The 15,985-nt window shown below is 69.3% G+C and carries 16 protein-coding genes and 1 pseudogene; 5 read left to right on the top strand and 12 right to left on the bottom strand.

Features of this window, described 5'->3' with window-relative positions:
* Positions 1–52 precede the first annotated feature (52 nt).
* From E0H73_RS48000 to E0H73_RS24350, 6 genes are all read right to left on the bottom strand, one after another.
* Positions 53–2,971: a helix-turn-helix transcriptional regulator gene (locus E0H73_RS48000; protein ID WP_131360370.1), complete on the bottom strand. Its 2,919-nt coding sequence runs from the start codon at positions 2,969–2,971 to the stop codon at positions 53–55.
* A 113-nt stretch (positions 2,972–3,084) separates the two neighbouring features.
* Positions 3,085–3,246 (bottom strand): hypothetical protein, encoded by a 162-nt coding sequence (locus E0H73_RS45990; RefSeq protein WP_165555799.1) that lies wholly within the window; start codon positions 3,244–3,246, stop codon positions 3,085–3,087.
* Positions 3,247–3,259: 13 nt separating this feature from the next.
* Positions 3,260–3,388: a hypothetical protein gene (locus tag E0H73_RS48005; protein WP_272948889.1), complete on the bottom strand. Its 129-nt coding sequence runs from the start codon at positions 3,386–3,388 to the stop codon at positions 3,260–3,262.
* Positions 3,389–4,022: 634 nt separating this feature from the next.
* Entirely contained in the window at positions 4,023–4,748 is a 726-nt protein-coding gene (locus E0H73_RS24340; protein WP_131360372.1) for a GntR family transcriptional regulator, read from the bottom strand.
* 7 nt (positions 4,749–4,755) lie between these two features.
* A complete protein-coding gene (locus E0H73_RS24345) occupies positions 4,756–5,286 on the bottom strand; it encodes a cysteine hydrolase family protein (protein WP_131360374.1) in 531 nt (176 codons plus the stop codon).
* Positions 5,286–6,746 (bottom strand): purine-cytosine permease family protein, encoded by a 1,461-nt coding sequence (locus E0H73_RS24350; protein ID WP_131360376.1) that lies wholly within the window; start codon positions 6,744–6,746, stop codon positions 5,286–5,288. The genes E0H73_RS24345 and E0H73_RS24350 overlap by 1 nt, the downstream gene beginning before the upstream one ends.
* 83 nt (positions 6,747–6,829) lie before the next feature.
* Between E0H73_RS24350 and E0H73_RS24355 the strand changes: the two genes are divergently transcribed.
* From E0H73_RS24355 to E0H73_RS24370, 4 genes are read left to right on the top strand one after another with little or no spacing between them, the layout of a single operon-like run.
* The gene (locus E0H73_RS24355; protein ID WP_131360378.1) at positions 6,830–7,675 is read left to right on the top strand and encodes an alpha/beta fold hydrolase; all 846 of its coding nucleotides are present in this window, start codon (positions 6,830–6,832) and stop codon (positions 7,673–7,675) included.
* Positions 7,676–7,679: 4 nt separating this feature from the next.
* On the top strand, positions 7,680–8,240 hold the full coding sequence (locus E0H73_RS24360; RefSeq protein WP_238162898.1) for an NADH-quinone oxidoreductase subunit B: 561 nt from the start codon (positions 7,680–7,682) through the stop codon (positions 8,238–8,240).
* Positions 8,237–8,986, top strand: coding sequence for an NADH-quinone oxidoreductase subunit C (locus E0H73_RS24365; protein ID WP_131360380.1), 750 nt, complete (start codon positions 8,237–8,239; stop codon positions 8,984–8,986). The genes E0H73_RS24360 and E0H73_RS24365 overlap by 4 nt, the downstream gene beginning before the upstream one ends.
* Positions 8,983–9,915 carry a GNAT family N-acetyltransferase gene (locus E0H73_RS24370; RefSeq protein WP_238164207.1) on the top strand — a complete coding sequence of 311 codons (933 nt, stop codon included), beginning with the start codon at positions 8,983–8,985 and terminating at the stop codon, positions 9,913–9,915. Before E0H73_RS24365 ends, E0H73_RS24370 begins: the two co-directional genes overlap by 4 nt.
* On the opposite strand, the gene E0H73_RS24375 is transcribed toward E0H73_RS24370, so the two are convergent.
* Genes E0H73_RS24375 through E0H73_RS24385 form a run of 3 tightly spaced genes read right to left on the bottom strand, consistent with a single transcriptional unit; the run spans position 9,906 to position 11,794 of the window.
* A complete protein-coding gene (locus tag E0H73_RS24375; RefSeq protein WP_131360382.1) occupies positions 9,906–10,331 on the bottom strand; it encodes a PIN domain nuclease in 426 nt (141 codons plus the stop codon). The two genes, E0H73_RS24370 and E0H73_RS24375, sit on opposite strands and share 10 nt — an antisense overlap.
* Positions 10,328–10,549, bottom strand: coding sequence for a type II toxin-antitoxin system VapB family antitoxin (gene vapB, locus E0H73_RS24380; RefSeq protein WP_131360384.1), 222 nt, complete (start codon positions 10,547–10,549; stop codon positions 10,328–10,330). Before vapB ends, E0H73_RS24375 begins: the two co-directional genes overlap by 4 nt.
* 33 nt (positions 10,550–10,582) lie before the next feature.
* Positions 10,583–11,794 carry an NAD(P)H-binding protein gene (locus E0H73_RS24385; protein WP_238164210.1) on the bottom strand — a complete coding sequence of 404 codons (1,212 nt, stop codon included), beginning with the start codon at positions 11,792–11,794 and terminating at the stop codon, positions 10,583–10,585.
* Between the two features lie 61 nt (positions 11,795–11,855).
* Here E0H73_RS24385 and E0H73_RS24390 point away from each other — a divergent pair, with 61 nt between their 5' ends.
* Positions 11,856–12,806 carry a complex I subunit 1/NuoH family protein gene (locus E0H73_RS24390; RefSeq protein ID WP_131360386.1) on the top strand — a complete coding sequence of 317 codons (951 nt, stop codon included), beginning with the start codon at positions 11,856–11,858 and terminating at the stop codon, positions 12,804–12,806.
* 147 nt (positions 12,807–12,953) lie between these two features.
* Here E0H73_RS24390 and E0H73_RS48425 read toward each other — a convergent pair.
* The 3 genes and pseudogenes from E0H73_RS48425 to sigJ form a co-directional block, all read right to left on the bottom strand.
* A pseudogene (locus tag E0H73_RS48425) lies at positions 12,954–13,613 on the bottom strand (LLM class flavin-dependent oxidoreductase); the annotation flags it as partial.
* Between the two features lie 145 nt (positions 13,614–13,758).
* Positions 13,759–14,898: an NAD(P)/FAD-dependent oxidoreductase gene (locus E0H73_RS24400; protein WP_131360388.1), complete on the bottom strand. Its 1,140-nt coding sequence runs from the start codon at positions 14,896–14,898 to the stop codon at positions 13,759–13,761.
* 65 nt (positions 14,899–14,963) lie between these two features.
* Positions 14,964–15,836 carry an RNA polymerase sigma factor SigJ gene (gene sigJ / locus E0H73_RS24405; RefSeq protein WP_131360390.1) on the bottom strand — a complete coding sequence of 291 codons (873 nt, stop codon included), beginning with the start codon at positions 15,834–15,836 and terminating at the stop codon, positions 14,964–14,966.
* Between the last annotated feature and the right edge of the window lie 149 nt (positions 15,837–15,985).

The raw sequence follows: 15,985 nt of genomic DNA on the forward strand, positions 1-15,985 counted from the left end.
CCGCACAGCGCCGAACGTGAGCGGCTGTGGGGACTGCGTCAGACGTGGGATCTCAGTCCAGCAGCCCGTCCCGCCGCGCGACCGCGGCCGCCTCGGTACGCGACCGGACGCCGAGCTTGCCGAGGATGTTCGACACGTGCACGCTCACGGTCTTCTCGCTGATGTACAGCTCCCGCGCGAGCTGCCGGTTCGTCCGGCCGTCGGCGACCAGCTTCAGCACCTCGGTCTCTCGCGCGGTCAGCGCACCGGCGCCCAACCCGGGTCCTTCGACCCCGCCGAGCTCGTCCAGCAGCGGCTTGGACCCCAACTCACGGCCGACCTCCGCGGCCAGCGCCGCCTGCTCGTTCGCCTCTGCGACCCGGCCCGCGGCGCGGAGCGCAGCCGACAGCCGCACCCGCGACCACGCCTGCTCGAAGACATAGCCATACCCGAAAGCGTCCATCGTCCGCTGCCACGCGGCCACGTGCTCCTCAGGTGACGGCGGATCGATCCCGGTCAGCCACCGGAGCCGCTCCCACTCCGCCTCCAGCCGCGACAGCCAGGCCAACCCTTCGACGCCTATCACCCGGCCGGGCGGTAGCCCCTTCTCCACCGTCGCCTGTCCCGTCGCGAGCAGCTCGGAGCCTCGGGCAACCAACTCCTCGGCCGCCGACGGCTCGCTCACCGCCCGGTGGCACAGCAGCTGCAGTCCGAGCGTCGTGAACCGGATCTGCGCCATGAACCACTCGGTCTGGAACACGTCCGCCAGCAGCGCGGAGACATCCGCGATCAGCTTCTCCGCCTCGGCGACCTGGTCGAGCTGGCGGTAGGCGTCCACGGCCGGCTGCAGCCCGATGATCGGCAGCATGACGTCCAGGTCCCACCACTTCCGCATCCGCTCCAGCTCTTCCGCGACCGAGGTGTCGCCGCGGCCGCTCCGGACCGCGAAGTCCACCGCGCGGAGCGCCGCCGCCGACGCGGACGGAGTCATGGAGTCCGTCCGGGCGGTGGCCGTCGCGTCGTCCCATTCGCCCAGGACGAACTGGGTCAGCGCCAGCATCCGCCGGGCGTCGAACCCGTACGCCGCCCACTGCCGGCCAAGCTCACCGGCGCGCTGCGAGGCATGGACGAGCGCCGTCTTAGCCCCTTGCAGGTCGCCCTCCTCGTAGTACGTCGAGCCGAGCAGGAACCGGCTCCGCACCTCCGCCGCGGCGTCACCGGTCAGCTGCGCCCGGACGGCGGCCTCCTCCAACTGCCTGGCAGCTGCGACCGGGTCACCGGCCCGGCGCCGGAGCTGGGCCAGCGTGATCCCGGCGTCGCCGGCGGCCGACTCCTGGCCGGCCTCGCGAGCGATCTCCAGCGCCTTGTGCGCCCAGCGCTCCGCCTCCATCGGGCGGCCGAGCGCGTCGGACACCCGCGCGTACAGCGAGGCGACCTGGGCCTTGAAGACGGTCGACGGCTCGTCGGACACCAGCTTGAGCGCCTGCGTGACGGCTTCGTTCGCCTCCTGGTCGTGGTCGATGATCAGCGCGATGTCCGCGAGCGGCAGCAGCAACTGGGCTCGCTGCAGCTTCGGCGCGTCCGGCGGCAGATCCACGAGCGCCTTGCGGAGCAGCTTGAGCGCGCGCAGGTGCTGCGAGGACAGCGTGGCCGCCAGCGCGGTGTCGACGATCAGCCAGGTCTTGTCGATGGTGTTGTCGGGCGACGCGTTCGGGAACAGCTCGAGCGCCATCTCGTAGTGCTTGAGCGCCTCCTGTGGCGCGGCGACCGTGATGGCCTCCTGCCCGGCCCGGACCCGCGCCTCGAACGCGGTGGCCAGGTCGTGCGACCGGGTGGCGTGACCGGCGAGCTCAGCCGCCGTACCCGCGACGGTCTGGTCCTTCAGCGCCTGCACGTACGCCGCGTGCTGGCGGACTCGCTCGCCCGGCAGCAGGTCGTCGTACACGGCCTCGGCCAGCAGGGCGTGCCGGAAGTAGTAGCTCGCGTTGCCCGGTACGTCGATGATGTGGGCGTCGATGAGCTCTCGCAGGGCCTGGTCGAGCTCGCGATCGGGCAGGCCGGCAACCGTGGTGAGCAGCGTGTGCGGCACCCGGCGTCCCGCGACCGCGATCACGCGGGCGACCTGCCGGGCGTCGTCGGACAGCGGATCGAGCCGGACCAGCAGCAGATCAGCCAGATCAGGCGGTACTGCGTCGCCGTCGCCCATCGAGGCCGCGGCCACCAACTCCTCGGTGAAGAACGCGTTCCCGCCGGCCCGGTCGAGGATCCGTCGTACCTCGGCCTCCGAAAGCGGCTTGGAGACCAGCGAGTCCAGCAAGGTGCGGGACTCGTCAGCGTCCAGGGGCGCCACGTTGACCCGGCGTACGCGCGGGTTGCGGGACCACTCGGCGATCGGGCGGCGCAACGGGTGGCGGCGGTGCAGGTCGTCGCTGCGGTAGGACACCACCAGGGCCAGGCGCTGTGAGGTCAGCCGGGTGATGAGGAAGCCGATCAGGTCGCGGGTGGAGTCGTCGGCCCAGTGGGCGTCCTCGATGATCACCAGCAACGGCTCGCTGGTGGACAGCGCGGTGAACGCGCCCAGGACCGCGTCGAACAGGGCGGCCCGGTCCAGCTGGCCCTCCTGGGGCACCGGTTGGGCGCCGATCAGGCGGTGGGTGGGCAGGAGCCGGCCGATCGCCGGGAAGTTCGTCAGGACGCTCTCGACCAGCTCGGGCCGCTCGCCGGCCAGCCGGCCGAAGATCTCTGTGAACGGCAGGTAGGGCAGGCCGGCGTCGCCGAAGTCGGTGCAGTGCCCGACCAGGACGCCGAAACCGCGCTCGTGGGCCCCGGTGGCCACTTCGTCCAGCAGACGGGTCTTCCCTACCCCGGCATCACCGGACAGCAGAACGGCGCCGGCGCGGCGCGTGCGGGCGTCGTCGACGGCACTGAGGAGGGCGGCCATCTCGGTCGAGCGGCCGACGAGAGGTGTCGAGGTCCAGGGCACATCGTCCATCTTCGCCCCTGGAGCCGACACAAATCGACGGCATCCCGTCCGCTGACCCTCTTGGGCAACGAAAACGCCGTCCCTGACCGTTCGTATCGGGTCAGGGACGGCGGTCACGGCGGTCATGCCGCCGTTGTGGGTCGGAGGGTCCGGCGCGCGTGCCGCGGCTCGGGCTGGTGGGCCCGCTCCGCGTGCTCCCGGCGCGTCGCCGTCCGGAACTCACGCTTGGTCCGCTCCTGCTTGTAGGCGGTCTCCGCCTTGATCGTCTGCGGTGTGATGAACATGGTCTGCCTCCCTTCAGGCTTTCCGGCCGAACAGGTGGACGAGGTTCCGGCGGGCCCGGGTGTTCCGGTGCTGCCGGAAGTCGCGGCTGAGGCGCTCCCTGCGGTAGGCGACCTCCGCCTTGACCGTTTCGTTGAAGTACATGGATTCCTCCTGGTCTGGTGCCGGCTTCCTGCCGACACCCTCAATCTGCTCGTCTGAGGTGACCCCGCACATCGGAGTTCCTCCCTATCCCTGCGCCTCAGGTGTCCTTAGGCGCTCCTGGTACGGCGTAGGGGGTACCTAGGACCCCCTGAACGACGGTGCGGCCGGCTCCCCGGAGGGAGCCGGCCGCAGGGACGGACGGGGGACGGCGGGTCCCTCGCGTTCACATCGCCGGACGGGCCCGCAGTTCGGGCGCGCAGGGCTCGGGCGGCTGCACTCTGGGCTTGCGGTGGAACCAGCCGGGACGCTGGAAGTCACGCCGCAGGCGGTTCTGTCGGTAACGGACCTCTGCCTGGAGCGAGTCTGGTGAGTAGAAGAACATTGATCTCCTCCGGGAGCTTGTCGATGAGGAGACAGTGCTCGCCTGAGGGGGAGGGCCACATCGGCACAACTCCCTATGCCCGTGGGCTCTAGGCCTTAACAGAGCCTTAGAAGCCGTAGCTGAGGCCGAGGGCTTGTCTCGCAGTCCCCTGCCTACTGCGCGGCAATCGGCGGGCACCTCGCTGCACTGGCGGTGAGGGCACGATGCTCCGCATCGAACCCTCCCCTCCAGCACACCGAGGCACTCCGCCGATCACCTGCTGGCGACGGCAGGGGACTGCGAGACAAGCCCTAGTTCGAAGTGTTCGGGGTCCAGCAGGCAGTCGGCTTGCTCGGCGAAGGCGTCCGCCGCGGTCCAGCTGGTCCGCTCGGTGTGCAGGAACCAGGTCCCCTCCGGCCGGCCCAGCAGTTCGGCCTCGGCATGGTTCAACGGGCGGCCGCGAAGCCGTTGCTCACAGTGGTCGAGATGCAGTCCCGCCCGGCTCAGCGTCGTACTGATGGAGCCGTTGTCGAGGCCGCGGCCGGGCAGGTCGCGCAACGACTCCAGGGCCGGGATCCGGCTGCGCTCCAGGGAGATCGGGACACCGTCCGACAGTTGCCTTACCCGCTCGATCACGATCACGTCGGGATCGTCCAGCCCGAGCCGTCCGGCCAGGCCGGGATCCCGTTCGAGGGCGATCTTCACCGTCCGCATCCGGGTCTCCACGCCCTGCTCGGACAGGGCGTGCGTCCAGCCGAGCCGGCCGTCCAGCGGGCGCCCGTCGAACAGCACGAACGATCCCTTGCCGGTCCGGGTGGCGATCAGCCCGTCGTCGGTCAGTACGGCGAGCGCGGCGCGGACCGTGTTCCGGCTGACCGAGAACCGCCGGGCCAGTTCGACCTCACCGGGCAGCCGCGCGCCACGCCGTACCAGGCCGGAACGGATCTCCCGGGCCAGGACCGCCGCGACGCGTTCGTGCTTCAGCTCGATCTCGGGCATCGGCGGCTCACTGAGTACTCCGGAGCTGGTCGATCGTGACGACCTCGATCATCGGTGCGTACAGCTGCATGATGTCGAGCGCCTTGCGGTGGTTGTCCGCGGTCGAGCCGGCGCACGCTTCCTCGACCACCTGGACCTGGACCCCGGCGTCCACAGCGGCCAGCGCCGTACTGATCACGCAACAGTCGGTCGTGACGCCGCCGAGCACCAGCCGTCCGTCCGGCGCGGCCGCCTCCGCCAGCTCCGGACCCCACTTGCCGAGGGTGGTCTTGTCCAGAGTTGCAGCGCCCTTGAACTCGTCGACGAGCTGGTAGTCGGCCGACTCCGGCGGCTGCAGCGCGAACGGGAACTCCTGGTAGTACGCGACCCAGGAACCGGTTGGTTTCTCGGGCGCCACGAATCGGGTGAAGACCACGTCCGGCGCGAACAGTTCGACCAGTTCCTTGGCCGGCTCGACCACCCGCCGGAAGTCCGGGGCGGCCCAGCCGGAGCCGGGATCGGCGAAGATCCGCTGCAGGTCGATCAGCGCGAGGACCATCAGGCGACCGCCTCCTGCGTGCGTACGGCGGACGCACCCGCGAACCGCTGGATGACGAAGCCGAGCACGAGCGCGACCAGGATGCCCAGGTTCGCGAACGCCCAGTCGCCCTCCTTGCCGCCGAGGCCGAGCGGCCCGAGCAGGTAGCCCTGCCAGGTCAGCCACGACGCCAGCGTGTTCGTGACCAGGCCCCAGCCGATGCCGGTGGCAACGACCATCGTGATCACCGGCAGCCACCGGACGTCGCCGTACCGGCCGCGGACGTCGTACAGGTCGGCCTCGGCGTAGTCCCGGCGGCGGGTCGCGAGGTCGGCGAGCATGATGCCGCACCAGGCCGCGATCGGGACGCCGAGCGTGATCAGGAAGCCCTGGAACTGGGCCAGGAACTCGCCGCCGTAGAACACCACGTAGATGGTCCCGGCGATCATCACGACGCCGTCGATCAACGCAGCGACGTACCGAGGCGCGGGCAGTCCGATCGCCAGCAGGGAGAGGCCGGATGAGTAGATGTCCAGCACTGCGCCACCCACGAGGCCGAGCACGGCGACGATCACGAACGGCACCAGGAACCACGTCGGCAACGCCTCCGCGAGCGCACCGATCGGGTCCGCGGCGATCGCGGCGCTCAGGTCCTGCGACGACCCTGCAAGCAGGAGTCCGAAGACCAGCAGTACGACGGGTGCCACCGAGCCGCCGAACGTCGTCCAGCCGACCACGCCGCGGCTCGACGACTCACGGGGCAGGTAGCGGGAGTAATCGGCGGCCGCATTCACCCAGCCGAGCCCGAATCCGGTCATCAGGAACACCAGCGCCCCGATCACCTGCTGGCTCGAACCGCTCGGCAGCGCGGACACCGTGCTCCAGTGGATCTGGTCGGCGACCAGGATCATGTAGACGACCGTGAGTACGCCGGTGACCACGGTGATGATCGTCTGCGCCCGCATGATCAGGTCGAACCCGAGCACGCCGCAGGCAACGATCAGTACGCCGACCACGACCAGCGCGATCACCTTCGTCAGGGTGCCGCCGCCCCAGCCGAGGCGTTCGAAGACGGTCGCGGTCGCCAGCGTGGCGAGGATCGTCAGCACGGTCTCCCAGCCGACTGTCAGCAACCACGACACCACCGACGGCAGTTTGTTGCCGCGAACACCGAACGCCGCGCGGCCGAGCACCATCGTCGGCGCCGAGCCACGCTTGCCGGCCAGCGCGATCAGGCCGCAGAGCAGGAATGAGAACACCACTCCGATCAGGCCGGCGATGACCGCCTGCCAGAACGAGATCCCGAAGCCCAGCGCGAACGCGCCGTAGCTCAGCCCGAGGACAGAGACGTTCGCCCCGAACCACGGCCAGAACAGCTGGCTCGGCCGGCCCTTCCGGTCGGCGTCCGCGATCACGTTCAGCCCGTTGCTCTCCACCGCGAGCGCCCGGGTCTGCTGCTGCACCTCGAGTTGGTCAGCCATGGTGACTCCCACCCTGAATAGACCTGTTCAGTCCTGTTCAATCACGGTAGGACGGAGGGTCTGAGTGGTCAACAATGAATCCCATGCTGAGCGACGCGGTGGACGGATTCAGGCTGACGTACGACCGGGCCGGCGAGGGGCCAGCAGTGGTGCTGCTGCACGGATGGCCGGGCGACCGGACCGACTACCGGCTGCTCGCACCGATGCTGGTCGAGCGTGGTTGCGAGGTGGTGGTGCCGGACCTCCGCGGTTTCGGGGCATCGGACCGGCAGTCGGCGGATCCTGCGCAGTACGGCGTCCAGGCGCAGGGGCGGAGTGTGATCGGCCTGGTGGAGGAGCTAGGGCTGGAGCGTCCGGTGCTGGCCGGGTACGACGTCGGCAGCCGGATTGCGCAGGGGATCGCGAGGAGCCGGCCCGATCTGATCGAGGGCATGGTGGTCGCGCCGCCGCTGCCGGGGATCGGGAAGCGGGTGTTCTCCGAAGACGCGCAGGCGGAGTTCTGGTACCAGGCCTTCCATCGGTTGCCGGTGATCGAGGAGCTGATCGACGGGAAGCCCGACGCGGTCCGGTCCTATCTGCGGCACTTCTGGACGCACTGGTCCGGTCCGGGCTTCGAGCCGGAGCTGGATCATCTGGTCGAGGTCTACTCCGTGCCGGGTGCGTTCACCTCCTCGATCAACTGGTACCGGGCGGGTGCGGGCTCGGTCGCCACGTCCGCGGCCGAGTCGTCGCCGCCGTCGTACGACCGGATCGCCGTACCGACGGTGGTGCTGTGGCCGGAGTTCGATCCGCTGTTCCCGCGCGCCTGGTCCGATCGACTCGACGACTTCTTCAGCGACGTACGGCTGCGGCCCGTGGACGGTGCCGGGCACTACGCGCCGCTGGAGTACCCGGAAATCCTCGCGGAAGAGATTGTCGGACTAGGCTGACCACATGTCCCAGACCGAGCTGCCGATGCCGACCGTGCGGCCGGCTGTGGGTGCGCTGGCCAAGCTCGCACCCGAGCCGGTCCGGTACCTGCTGAACTGGGGCCGCAAGTACTCCCTCTGGGTGTTCAACTTCGGCCTGGCCTGCTGCGCGATCGAGTTCATCGCCGCGTCGATGGGCCGGCACGACTTCATCCGGCTCGGCGTGATCCCGTTCGCGCCCGGTCCGCGGCAGGCCGATCTGATGGTTGTCTCCGGCACGGTGACGGACAAGATGGCGCCGGCGATCAAGCGGCTCTACGACCAGATGCCGGAGCCGAAGTACGTGATCTCGTTCGGCTCCTGCTCGAACTCCGGTGGCCCGTACTGGGACTCGTACTGCGTGACCAAGGGTGTCGACCAGATCATCCCGGTCGACGTGTACGTGCCCGGCTGCCCGCCGCGGCCGGAGGCGCTGCTGCAGGGAATCCTCAAGCTGCAGGAGAAGATCGCCGGCGAGAACATGCCGAGCCGGTACGACGAGCCGTCCGCGGCCGCACTGACCCGCGACCTGGTGACGCCTCAATGAGCAGCGACGCGCTCGAGGCGCTGACCGCGGCCGGAATCGCCGCGACCCAGTCCGACAGCTTCTCGCCGACGGCGATCGACGTACCTGCAGAGTCGTGGGTGGCGGCGCATGAGGTGTTGCGGGATGCCGTTGGGTACACGTTCTTCGATTTCCTGTCGGCTGCGGACGAGTTGACGGACGGGTTCCGGGTGGTCTCGCATCTGGCGGACTTCTGGGGTGGGGCGCATGTCGAGCATCTGCTGGTGCGGACGCTGATCCCGCGGGACAAGGCGGTGCTGCCGACGCTCTCGGAGTTGTACGCCGGTGCGAACTGGCATGAGCGGGAGACATCCGAGATGTTCGGGATCAGCTTCGAGGGGCATCCGAATCTGATTCCGTTGCTGCTGCCGGATGAGTTCGAGGGCAACCCGCTGCGCAAGGAGTTCGTGCTCGCGTCCCGGGTCGCGAAGCCGTGGCCAGGCGCCAAGGAGCCGGGCGAGTCGGATCACGCCCCAGCCCACGGCGCACCGAGCCGCCGGCGCACCCTTCCGCCCGGCGTCCCCGACCCGGAAACCTGGGGCCCACGCCCACCCGGCTCACCCGACCCAGACCCCCTGGCCCCCGCCCAAGCAGCCGCCACCCCCGCCCGCCCCCGCCGAGCCGGCGCAGAACGCCGAACCCGCAAACAAGCCGAGTCCCCACCACCGGCAGCGCCTTCTGCAGACCCGCCTTCGCCGGACGCGCCCTCGGCGGAGCCCGAGGCGTGATTCCTACTGCGGGGGAGTTGGCGCGGTACACGCTTGAGCGCCAGCACCCTTTGACGCGCACGTGGGTGGACGACGCGACCAGGTTGAAGGTGCTGGCGGAAGAACATGCCGGCGTGGACCTGCTGCTCGCCGAGGATCTCGACATCGCGACCAGCCGCGCCGCGTGCTTCGCCCCAGGCCAGCCCGCCGAGTCAATGCTCAACTACTGGTTACCCGTCGGCGACGACCTGCACGCCATGGTCAGCATGCGCTTCGAAGGCCTGGACCCGACCAAGCCCTTCGTCGACGCAACCCCGATGACCCGCACACCGCGCACGGAGGACCTCCCCGCCCTAGCCGCGGTCGCCCGCGAGACCTACGGCATCCACAACCCGCGCTACGTCCGCCTGTGGAGCGCCGAACCCACGATCGAAGGCACACAACCGGACCGCCGCTTCTTCGCCGCCCCGATCAGCCAGCTGAAACCTCACGACGTACCACCCGAGCTAGCCCTGGTCCCGGCGAGCGGAGTCGACCACTACGACGACGCCCAACGTGCGTACGACGCCGTAGACGCAGCCCACCCACATCACACCGAAGAGGCATCACTCCAGGACCGTGAAGACCTAGCCGAGTCTGCCGCGGAGGGCCTCCTCTTCGACATCACAGTCGACGGCAACTGGGCCGGATACGCCGCCGGAGTCGACAAACCCGAGGACGCCCTAGGCCTCCCTGCGTACGTCGTACGAGAAATGATCCTCGCCCCCAACTACCGAGGCCAAGGCTACGGCCGTCACCTCAGCTCTCTCCTGGCCCAAGCCCTGCCAGACCACACCCGCATCCTCATAGGCACCATCCACTCCGCCAACCAAGGCGCCCGCACAGCCGCCCTAACCGCCGGCCGCCACGACATCGGCGGCTGGCTCCAACTCCCACTAGATCAATCCTGATCCAGCCGCTCCTGCCGCTGGCCGGTGAGGTTGGCGATGAGCTCGAAATCCTTGTCCACATGAAGGACGATCAGTCCGGACAGCTCCGCCGTCGCCGCAATCAGCAGATCCGGAACCGACGGCGCCCGATGCTGCCCCGCAGAGGCGAGTTGGGCCTGCACGACCACAGCCCGACGCTCGATCGCGGGAGTGGCGTTCTCCACCGGCATCGCCGAGATCACCGGATCCTGCAAGGCCGATCGATGCTCATTCGCGGACCGGGCCGAGAAGCCGACCTCGAGCAGAGTCACTGTGGCAATGTGCACCAGGCCGCGGTTGATCCGGTTCGCCCACTCGTCCCGGTTCGGACACGTGCCGAGGCGGACGAGGGCCGACTTGTCGATCAGCCAGCGTCGGGACTCGGCGGTCGGGGTCACGACCAGGCCTGATCCATGACTTCAGGGTCACCCAGATCGCGGACCGTGTCCGAGAACCGCTCCAGGTCGGCCGCCGTGACGACAGCATCCGAGCGGCCGGCCTGCTGGCTCAACTGTCGCCGAAGGTACTCGCTTCTCGACAAGCCCAGGTCGCTGGCCCTGTGGTCGATGACGGCGAGAACATCGTCGGGCACGTCACGGATCAGTACGTCGCTCATCGCGCCACCTCCTATCGCCGATATCAGATGATATCAGAGGTGCGGTTGCGTGTAATAAAAGACTTCCTCGCGGGTTATTTGGCCGGTTTTGACGGTGCAGAGGGAGAGTTTGATGGTTTGGGAGCGGTGGCCGGTGGTGCGGTTGCGCTCGTCGAAGGTGAAGCGGATGGCGAAGTGGTCGTCGTGGAGGAGGGGGCCGAAGACCTGGATGCCTTCGTACTCGATGCCGGCGCTGAGGCGTTGGGCGTTCTCGAGGATGGCATCGCCCTGGAGCGCGACCTCTTCGCCGTTGGTTTCGAGTGGCGCAATGCGGACGTAGTCGGGAGCCGTGAACGCCAAGGCCTCCGCGACCCGGCCGGCGCTCAGGGCATCGACGTACCGGCTCGCGACCTCGGCTGTGGACAGGATGCGGAACTCGTCAGCGTGCTCCCGGGCCCAGTCGGCGAACGTCAGCGCCGGGCGGCCGGTCAGCTCGGCGACCGTGGTCGTCACGGGCTCGGGTTCGTCGACGAGCTTCGCCCAGTAGGTGACCGCACTCTCCGCGAGCGCCGGGTCCGCGCCTTGATCGAGCATCGCCTGCCGCGCCTGCTCGTCGGACAGCTCTTCGATCCGCATCTCCTTGCCCACAGCCCGCGCGATGGTCTCGACCTGCTCAGCCTGGGTCAGCACCTCCGGCCCGGTCAGCTCATGCGCCTGCCCGACGTGCCGATCGTCCAGCAGCGTGAGTACGGCGACCGCCGCAATATCCCGCTCGTGGATCAGCGACCGCCCAGCCTTCGGATACGGCAGCCGTACGACGTCACCACTCCGGAAGTCCCCGGCCCACCCCTGAGCATTGACCGCGAATCCTCCAGGCCGAAGAGCGGTCCAGTCCTTACCCGCCTCTCGGAGCAACTCTTCGACGTCCCCCCAAACACCGCCGGCCGGTGCATTCAACGAAGACAGATACACGACGCGCCGCGGCAGCTCCGCGAGGATCGCCTCCGCCCCATCCGCGCTGTACGCCGGCCACAGCAGAAACGCCGCATCCACGCCGGCCGCAGCCCGTCGTACTGCGCCCGGATCATAGATATCGCCCTGGATCAGCTCGACATCCGGCGGCAACGCGGCGCGCTCAGGAGTCCGCACCAGGGCCCGGACGCTCACACCCGCCGCCCGCAGTCCATCCACCACATGCCGGCCGACGCGCCCGGTCGCTCCGGTCACCAGAACGGTGCTGATCTGAGTCTGCTTCTCATCGCTCATACGACCCACCCTTTGACCTCAACGGTGGTTGAGGTCAAGTCGGACTCGATAGGGTGCGGTCATGCTGGAGTTCGTGGTGCGGGTGGTCGGCGTACTCGTCGCCTTCCTGGTGGCGCCCCTGCTGGTCGGCCAGGCCGAGCACAAGGTGATGGCGCACATGCAGTCACGGCTCGGTCCGATGTACGCCGGTGCGTTCCACGGCTGGGCGCAACTGGTCGCGGACGGCGTCAAGTTCGTGCAGAAGGAGAGCGTGGTCCCGGCGGCCGCGGACCGGCGGGTGTTCGAGTGGGCCCCGATCGTCGCGATCCTGCCGTACCTGGCCGCGCTGGCCGCGATCCCGCTGGCGCCGGGCATCGTCGGTGCGGACCTCGACTCCGGGCTGTTCTTCGTGCTCGCGGTGATGAGCATCGGCGTACTCGGGTCGCTGATGGCGGGCTGGGGGAGCGGCAACAAATACAGCCTGCTCGGCGGACTCCGGGTCGCGGCGCAGCTGATGAGCTACGAGCTGCCGTTCGTGCTGTCCGCGGCGAGCGTCGCGGTCGCGGCTGGTTCGCTGAGCCTGTCGGGGATCGCGACCGCGTGGAACCCGTGGTGGTTGCTGTGGCAGCTGCCCGGTCTGGTGGTCTTCTTCATCGCCGGGTTGGCCGAGTTGCAGCGGCCGCCGTTCGACATGCCGGTCGCCGACTCCGAGGTGATCTTCGGGCCGTACACGGAGTACACCGGTCTGCGCTTCGCGATGTTCCTGCTCGCCGAGTACGCCGGCATCGTCGTACTGGCCGGGCTGACGACGGTGCTGTTCCTGGGCGGCTGGAGCGGTCCCGGGCCGGACTCCATCGGCTGGATCTGGACGATCCTGAAGGTCGCGCTGGTCTCGGTCGTCGTCATCTGGGTGCGGGTGTCGTTTCCCCGGATGCGAGCCGACCAACTCCAGAAGCTCGCCTGGCAGGGTCTGGTCCCGATCGCCCTCCTCCAGCTGGCAATCACCGGCGTCGGGGTAACCGTCTTCAAGTGAGAGGCGGGCCGGCGGCCAGGCGGGTGTGAAGGTCCTCGGGGGAGATCTCAGAGCCGTCCTGGAGCCACCAGGTGACGCGGCCCTTTCGTACTCCGCGGCCCGGGCGGCGTCGGGGGCTCCGGCCTGGCTGGGGGACCAGATGGCGATGTCGGCGTTCGGGCGGCCGCCGGACTTCTCGAAGTCGGCGCGGATCGTGGCGAGTTCGTCGATGGTGGGGAGCCGGAATTCGTCGGCCTCGTCCCTGATCTGCGGGAACAGGCCGTCCGCATTGCGCGCGCCTCGGACCGGACCGGTCCGTGGCCAGAAGCCGCTGGTCCAGATCGGGATGTCGCTGCGAGGGAAGCGGACGTCGGTGGCCCGGTAGTAGGCGCCCTCGTGCTCGACTGGGTCGCCGGCGAGGAACTGGTGCAGCAGGTCTGCGCCCTCGTCGAGGCGCTCGGCGAGCTCTCTGCGCTTGGCGGACTCGCCGAACCGGGTGTAGTCCCAGCCCGCGCCGGTCCCGAGGCCGAGGACGAGCCGGCCGTCCGAGAGGTCCTGCAGCGTGCTTGCCTCGAGGGCGAGCTTGGCCGGGCGGCGTCGGGGCAGCGGGACGACCATCGGCCCGATCAGGATTCTGCTGGTGGCTTGCGCGATCGCGGCGAGCGTCACCCAGGGATCGGCAACCGGCGGTTCGTACGTCGGGGAGCTGAGCAGGTCCCACACGAAGAACCCGTCCCAGCCGTGGTCCTCGGTCGCAATGGCGAGATCGCGGAGGACCTTCGGGCTGCCGTACTCGCCGAACGACTTCACATAGGTGGCGTAGCGCATGGTCTCTCCAACCTGCTCCGTTTGCCCGGCCGCGTGCACGCCGACAGGTAGTGCACCGGCGAGACACCGTACACCGGCGCGCTGACGCGCTCAGGTGCACTACGTTCCGCTGGACACTACCTGTCGAGTTGCACAGCGACCTCGGTCAGGCGGCTTCTTCGCGGGGGAAGAACGGGAGTTCTACGCTGACGTGGTCGGCGGCGGCGAGGATCTTCTCGCGGTCGTCCACCGGTGGGTGAATGGCTTGGTTGATGCCCTTCTTGACGGCGGCCCCTTCAGCGCCGGACGCCATGACTCGGCGGTCCCAGCCACGTGTGAAGACTCCGCCGGCGGCGCCTAGGTCGAGGCAGGTGACGTAGGGGCCGGGGGTGAAGTCACGCAGAGGTACGCCGAGCAGATCGGCCGCCGCGTTGTATCCGGCAACCTTGCCGAGCGGCGTCGCGTGCTGGCAGGCCTGCATGACCGTGTGCTCAGCGTCGAACGCCGCCGCAGCCGTATCCCCGGCGACGAACACCTCGGGAAGCGCACGCAGCCGATCGTCCACCGGCACCCGGCCGAGGTGATCGAGCTCATCGGAGATCTGACGGGTCAGCTCGCTGGCCCTCATCCCCACGGACCAGACGACGGCGTCCGCGTCGACCTTGCTGCCATCGGACAGTAGGGCGTACCCGTCGCCGACCTCCGTCACCGTCGTACTGAGGCGGCGTTCGATCCCCAACTCGTCCAGCGCAGCCTCGATCTCCCGGCGCGGTCCCGGGCCGAGCTGTGCGCCGACGACATCTGATCGATCGACCAGCAGCACCCGGCCCCGCGAGGCCAACTCGGTCGCAGCCTCCAGGCCGACGAAGCCGGCGCCGACGACCACGACGGAGTAGTCCTCGCGATCGCGCAGATGGTCGGTCAGCCGCCTGGCACCGTCCAGCGTGTCGATGTCGAAGAGCCGTTCAGCGCCCGGCAGCCCGTCGGGCTGAACCAGCTTGCTGCCGGCCGCCAGCACCAAGCGGTCGTAGCCGATCTCGTTGCCGTCGGCCACCACCACGCGGCGCTCGGTGTCGATCGTGCTCACCGAGGCCCGCACGTGTTCGACGCCGATCGGCCCGAGGACCCGGCTGAGCTCCACCTTGGCCAGGTCCGGCTCCGGTTCGTACAGGCGTGGTCGCAGTACCAGGTGCTCGTTCGGTGCGATGAGGGTGATGCGCATATCCGCGTCGCCGCGTGCGAGCGCCGCTCCGGCCGCGCTCCAGACGCCGGCGAAGCCGCCCCCGATGATCACAACGTGTGCCACAGTCTCGTCCTCTCTCAGCCGCACCCCCGGATCGGGGCGTGCGGCAGGGAGACAACACGGCGAGCTCAGATGTGACCGAGGTGCGCCAGCTTCTCGGGATTGACCTGCCTGCGGAACGCCGTGATCCGCCCGTCGGCGACCTCCACGGTGTCGAGCCAGACGAGCGTGCCACCGCGGTACGTCGCCAGCGCCGGCTGGCCGTTCACCTCGATGATCCGGACCGCGTCGGGACGCCTGAGCTCGAGCTGCCTGATCGTCAGGATGGCGATCCGCTCGGGACCCGTGACCGGCTTCCGTGCGGCGGTCACCTTGCCGCCGCCGTCGGCGACGTACACGGCTTGGGGATCCAGTAGCGCGACGAGCCCGGCCAGGTCACCCGCGTCGGCAGCCGCCTTGAACGCGTTGAGCACGCGTTCGGTCTCGGCCTTGGATGCCTGCGGTGTCTCCTCGACGGTGGCGACCCGCGCGCGTGCACGGGAGGCGAGCTTGCGGCCGGCGGCAGGCGTCGTACCGAGCACCTCGGCGATCCGGGCGAACGGGAAGTCGAAGACGTCGTGCAGCACGAGCGCGACGCGTTCGGCGGGGGTGAGCGTCTCCATGACCACCAGCATCGCGGTGCTCACCGACTCGTCCATGAGCACCTTCGCGGCGGCGTCCGGCCCGGTCAGCAGCGGTTCGGGCAGCCAGGGCCCGACGTACGACTCGCGCCGGACGCGCGCCGACTTCAGCACGTTGTACGACGTACGCGCGGCCAACGTCACCAGCCAGGCGCGCAGATCGCGAACCTCGGACAGGTCGGCGGCGGCCGCACGCAACCAGACGTCCTGCGTCACATCCTCGGCCTCCGTCACGGTGCCGAGGATCCGGTACGCCGCGCCGAAGACCGCGGGACGATGCGCTTCCCAGTCGGCCTCCGACAACGCCCTGGTCCGCTCCACCCTCACCCTCCCAACACTTGATCAATGATCACTCTAGGCAGACCTCCGGACAGCTGATATGGAGTGAGTTCTTGTCAAGTGGCAGGGTGAGGCGCCCGTCCCGGTTGCCGGGGCGGGCGCCTCGTGGCTTGGTCGGGGTTTTGGTCGGT

The sequence above is a fragment of the Kribbella pittospori genome (genome assembly GCF_004331465.1).
Classification (GTDB): Bacteria; Actinomycetota; Actinomycetes; order Propionibacteriales; family Kribbellaceae; genus Kribbella; species Kribbella pittospori.

Bases quoted from the DNA above. Each gene is read 5' to 3' on its own strand.
- E0H73_RS24345 (WP_131360374.1), bottom strand. From the start codon at position 5,286: ATGGTCCTCGCGCTGATCGACCTGCAGCGGATCTTCGCCGATCCCGGC.
- vapB (WP_131360384.1), bottom strand. From the start codon at position 10,549: ATGAGCGACGTACTGATCCGTGACGTGCCCGACGATGTTCTCGCCGTC.
- E0H73_RS24390 (WP_131360386.1), top strand. From the start codon at position 11,856: ATGCTGGAGTTCGTGGTGCGGGTGGTCGGCGTACTCGTCGCCTTCCTG.
- E0H73_RS48005 (WP_272948889.1), bottom strand. From the start codon at position 3,388: ATGTACTTCAACGAAACGGTCAAGGCGGAGGTCGCCTACCGCAGGGAG.
- E0H73_RS24365 (WP_131360380.1), top strand. From the start codon at position 8,237: ATGAGCAGCGACGCGCTCGAGGCGCTGACCGCGGCCGGAATCGCCGCG.
- E0H73_RS24385 (WP_238164210.1), bottom strand. From the start codon at position 11,794: ATGAGCGATGAGAAGCAGACTCAGATCAGCACCGTTCTGGTGACCGGA.
- E0H73_RS24355 (WP_131360378.1), top strand. From the start codon at position 6,830: ATGCTGAGCGACGCGGTGGACGGATTCAGGCTGACGTACGACCGGGCC.
- E0H73_RS24350 (WP_131360376.1), bottom strand. From the start codon at position 6,746: ATGGCTGACCAACTCGAGGTGCAGCAGCAGACCCGGGCGCTCGCGGTG.
- E0H73_RS24340 (WP_131360372.1), bottom strand. From the start codon at position 4,748: ATGCCCGAGATCGAGCTGAAGCACGAACGCGTCGCGGCGGTCCTGGCC.
- E0H73_RS24360 (WP_238162898.1), top strand. From the start codon at position 7,680: ATGTCCCAGACCGAGCTGCCGATGCCGACCGTGCGGCCGGCTGTGGGT.
- E0H73_RS48000 (WP_131360370.1), bottom strand. From the start codon at position 2,971: ATGGACGATGTGCCCTGGACCTCGACACCTCTCGTCGGCCGCTCGACC.
- E0H73_RS45990 (WP_165555799.1), bottom strand. From the start codon at position 3,246: ATGTTCATCACACCGCAGACGATCAAGGCGGAGACCGCCTACAAGCAG.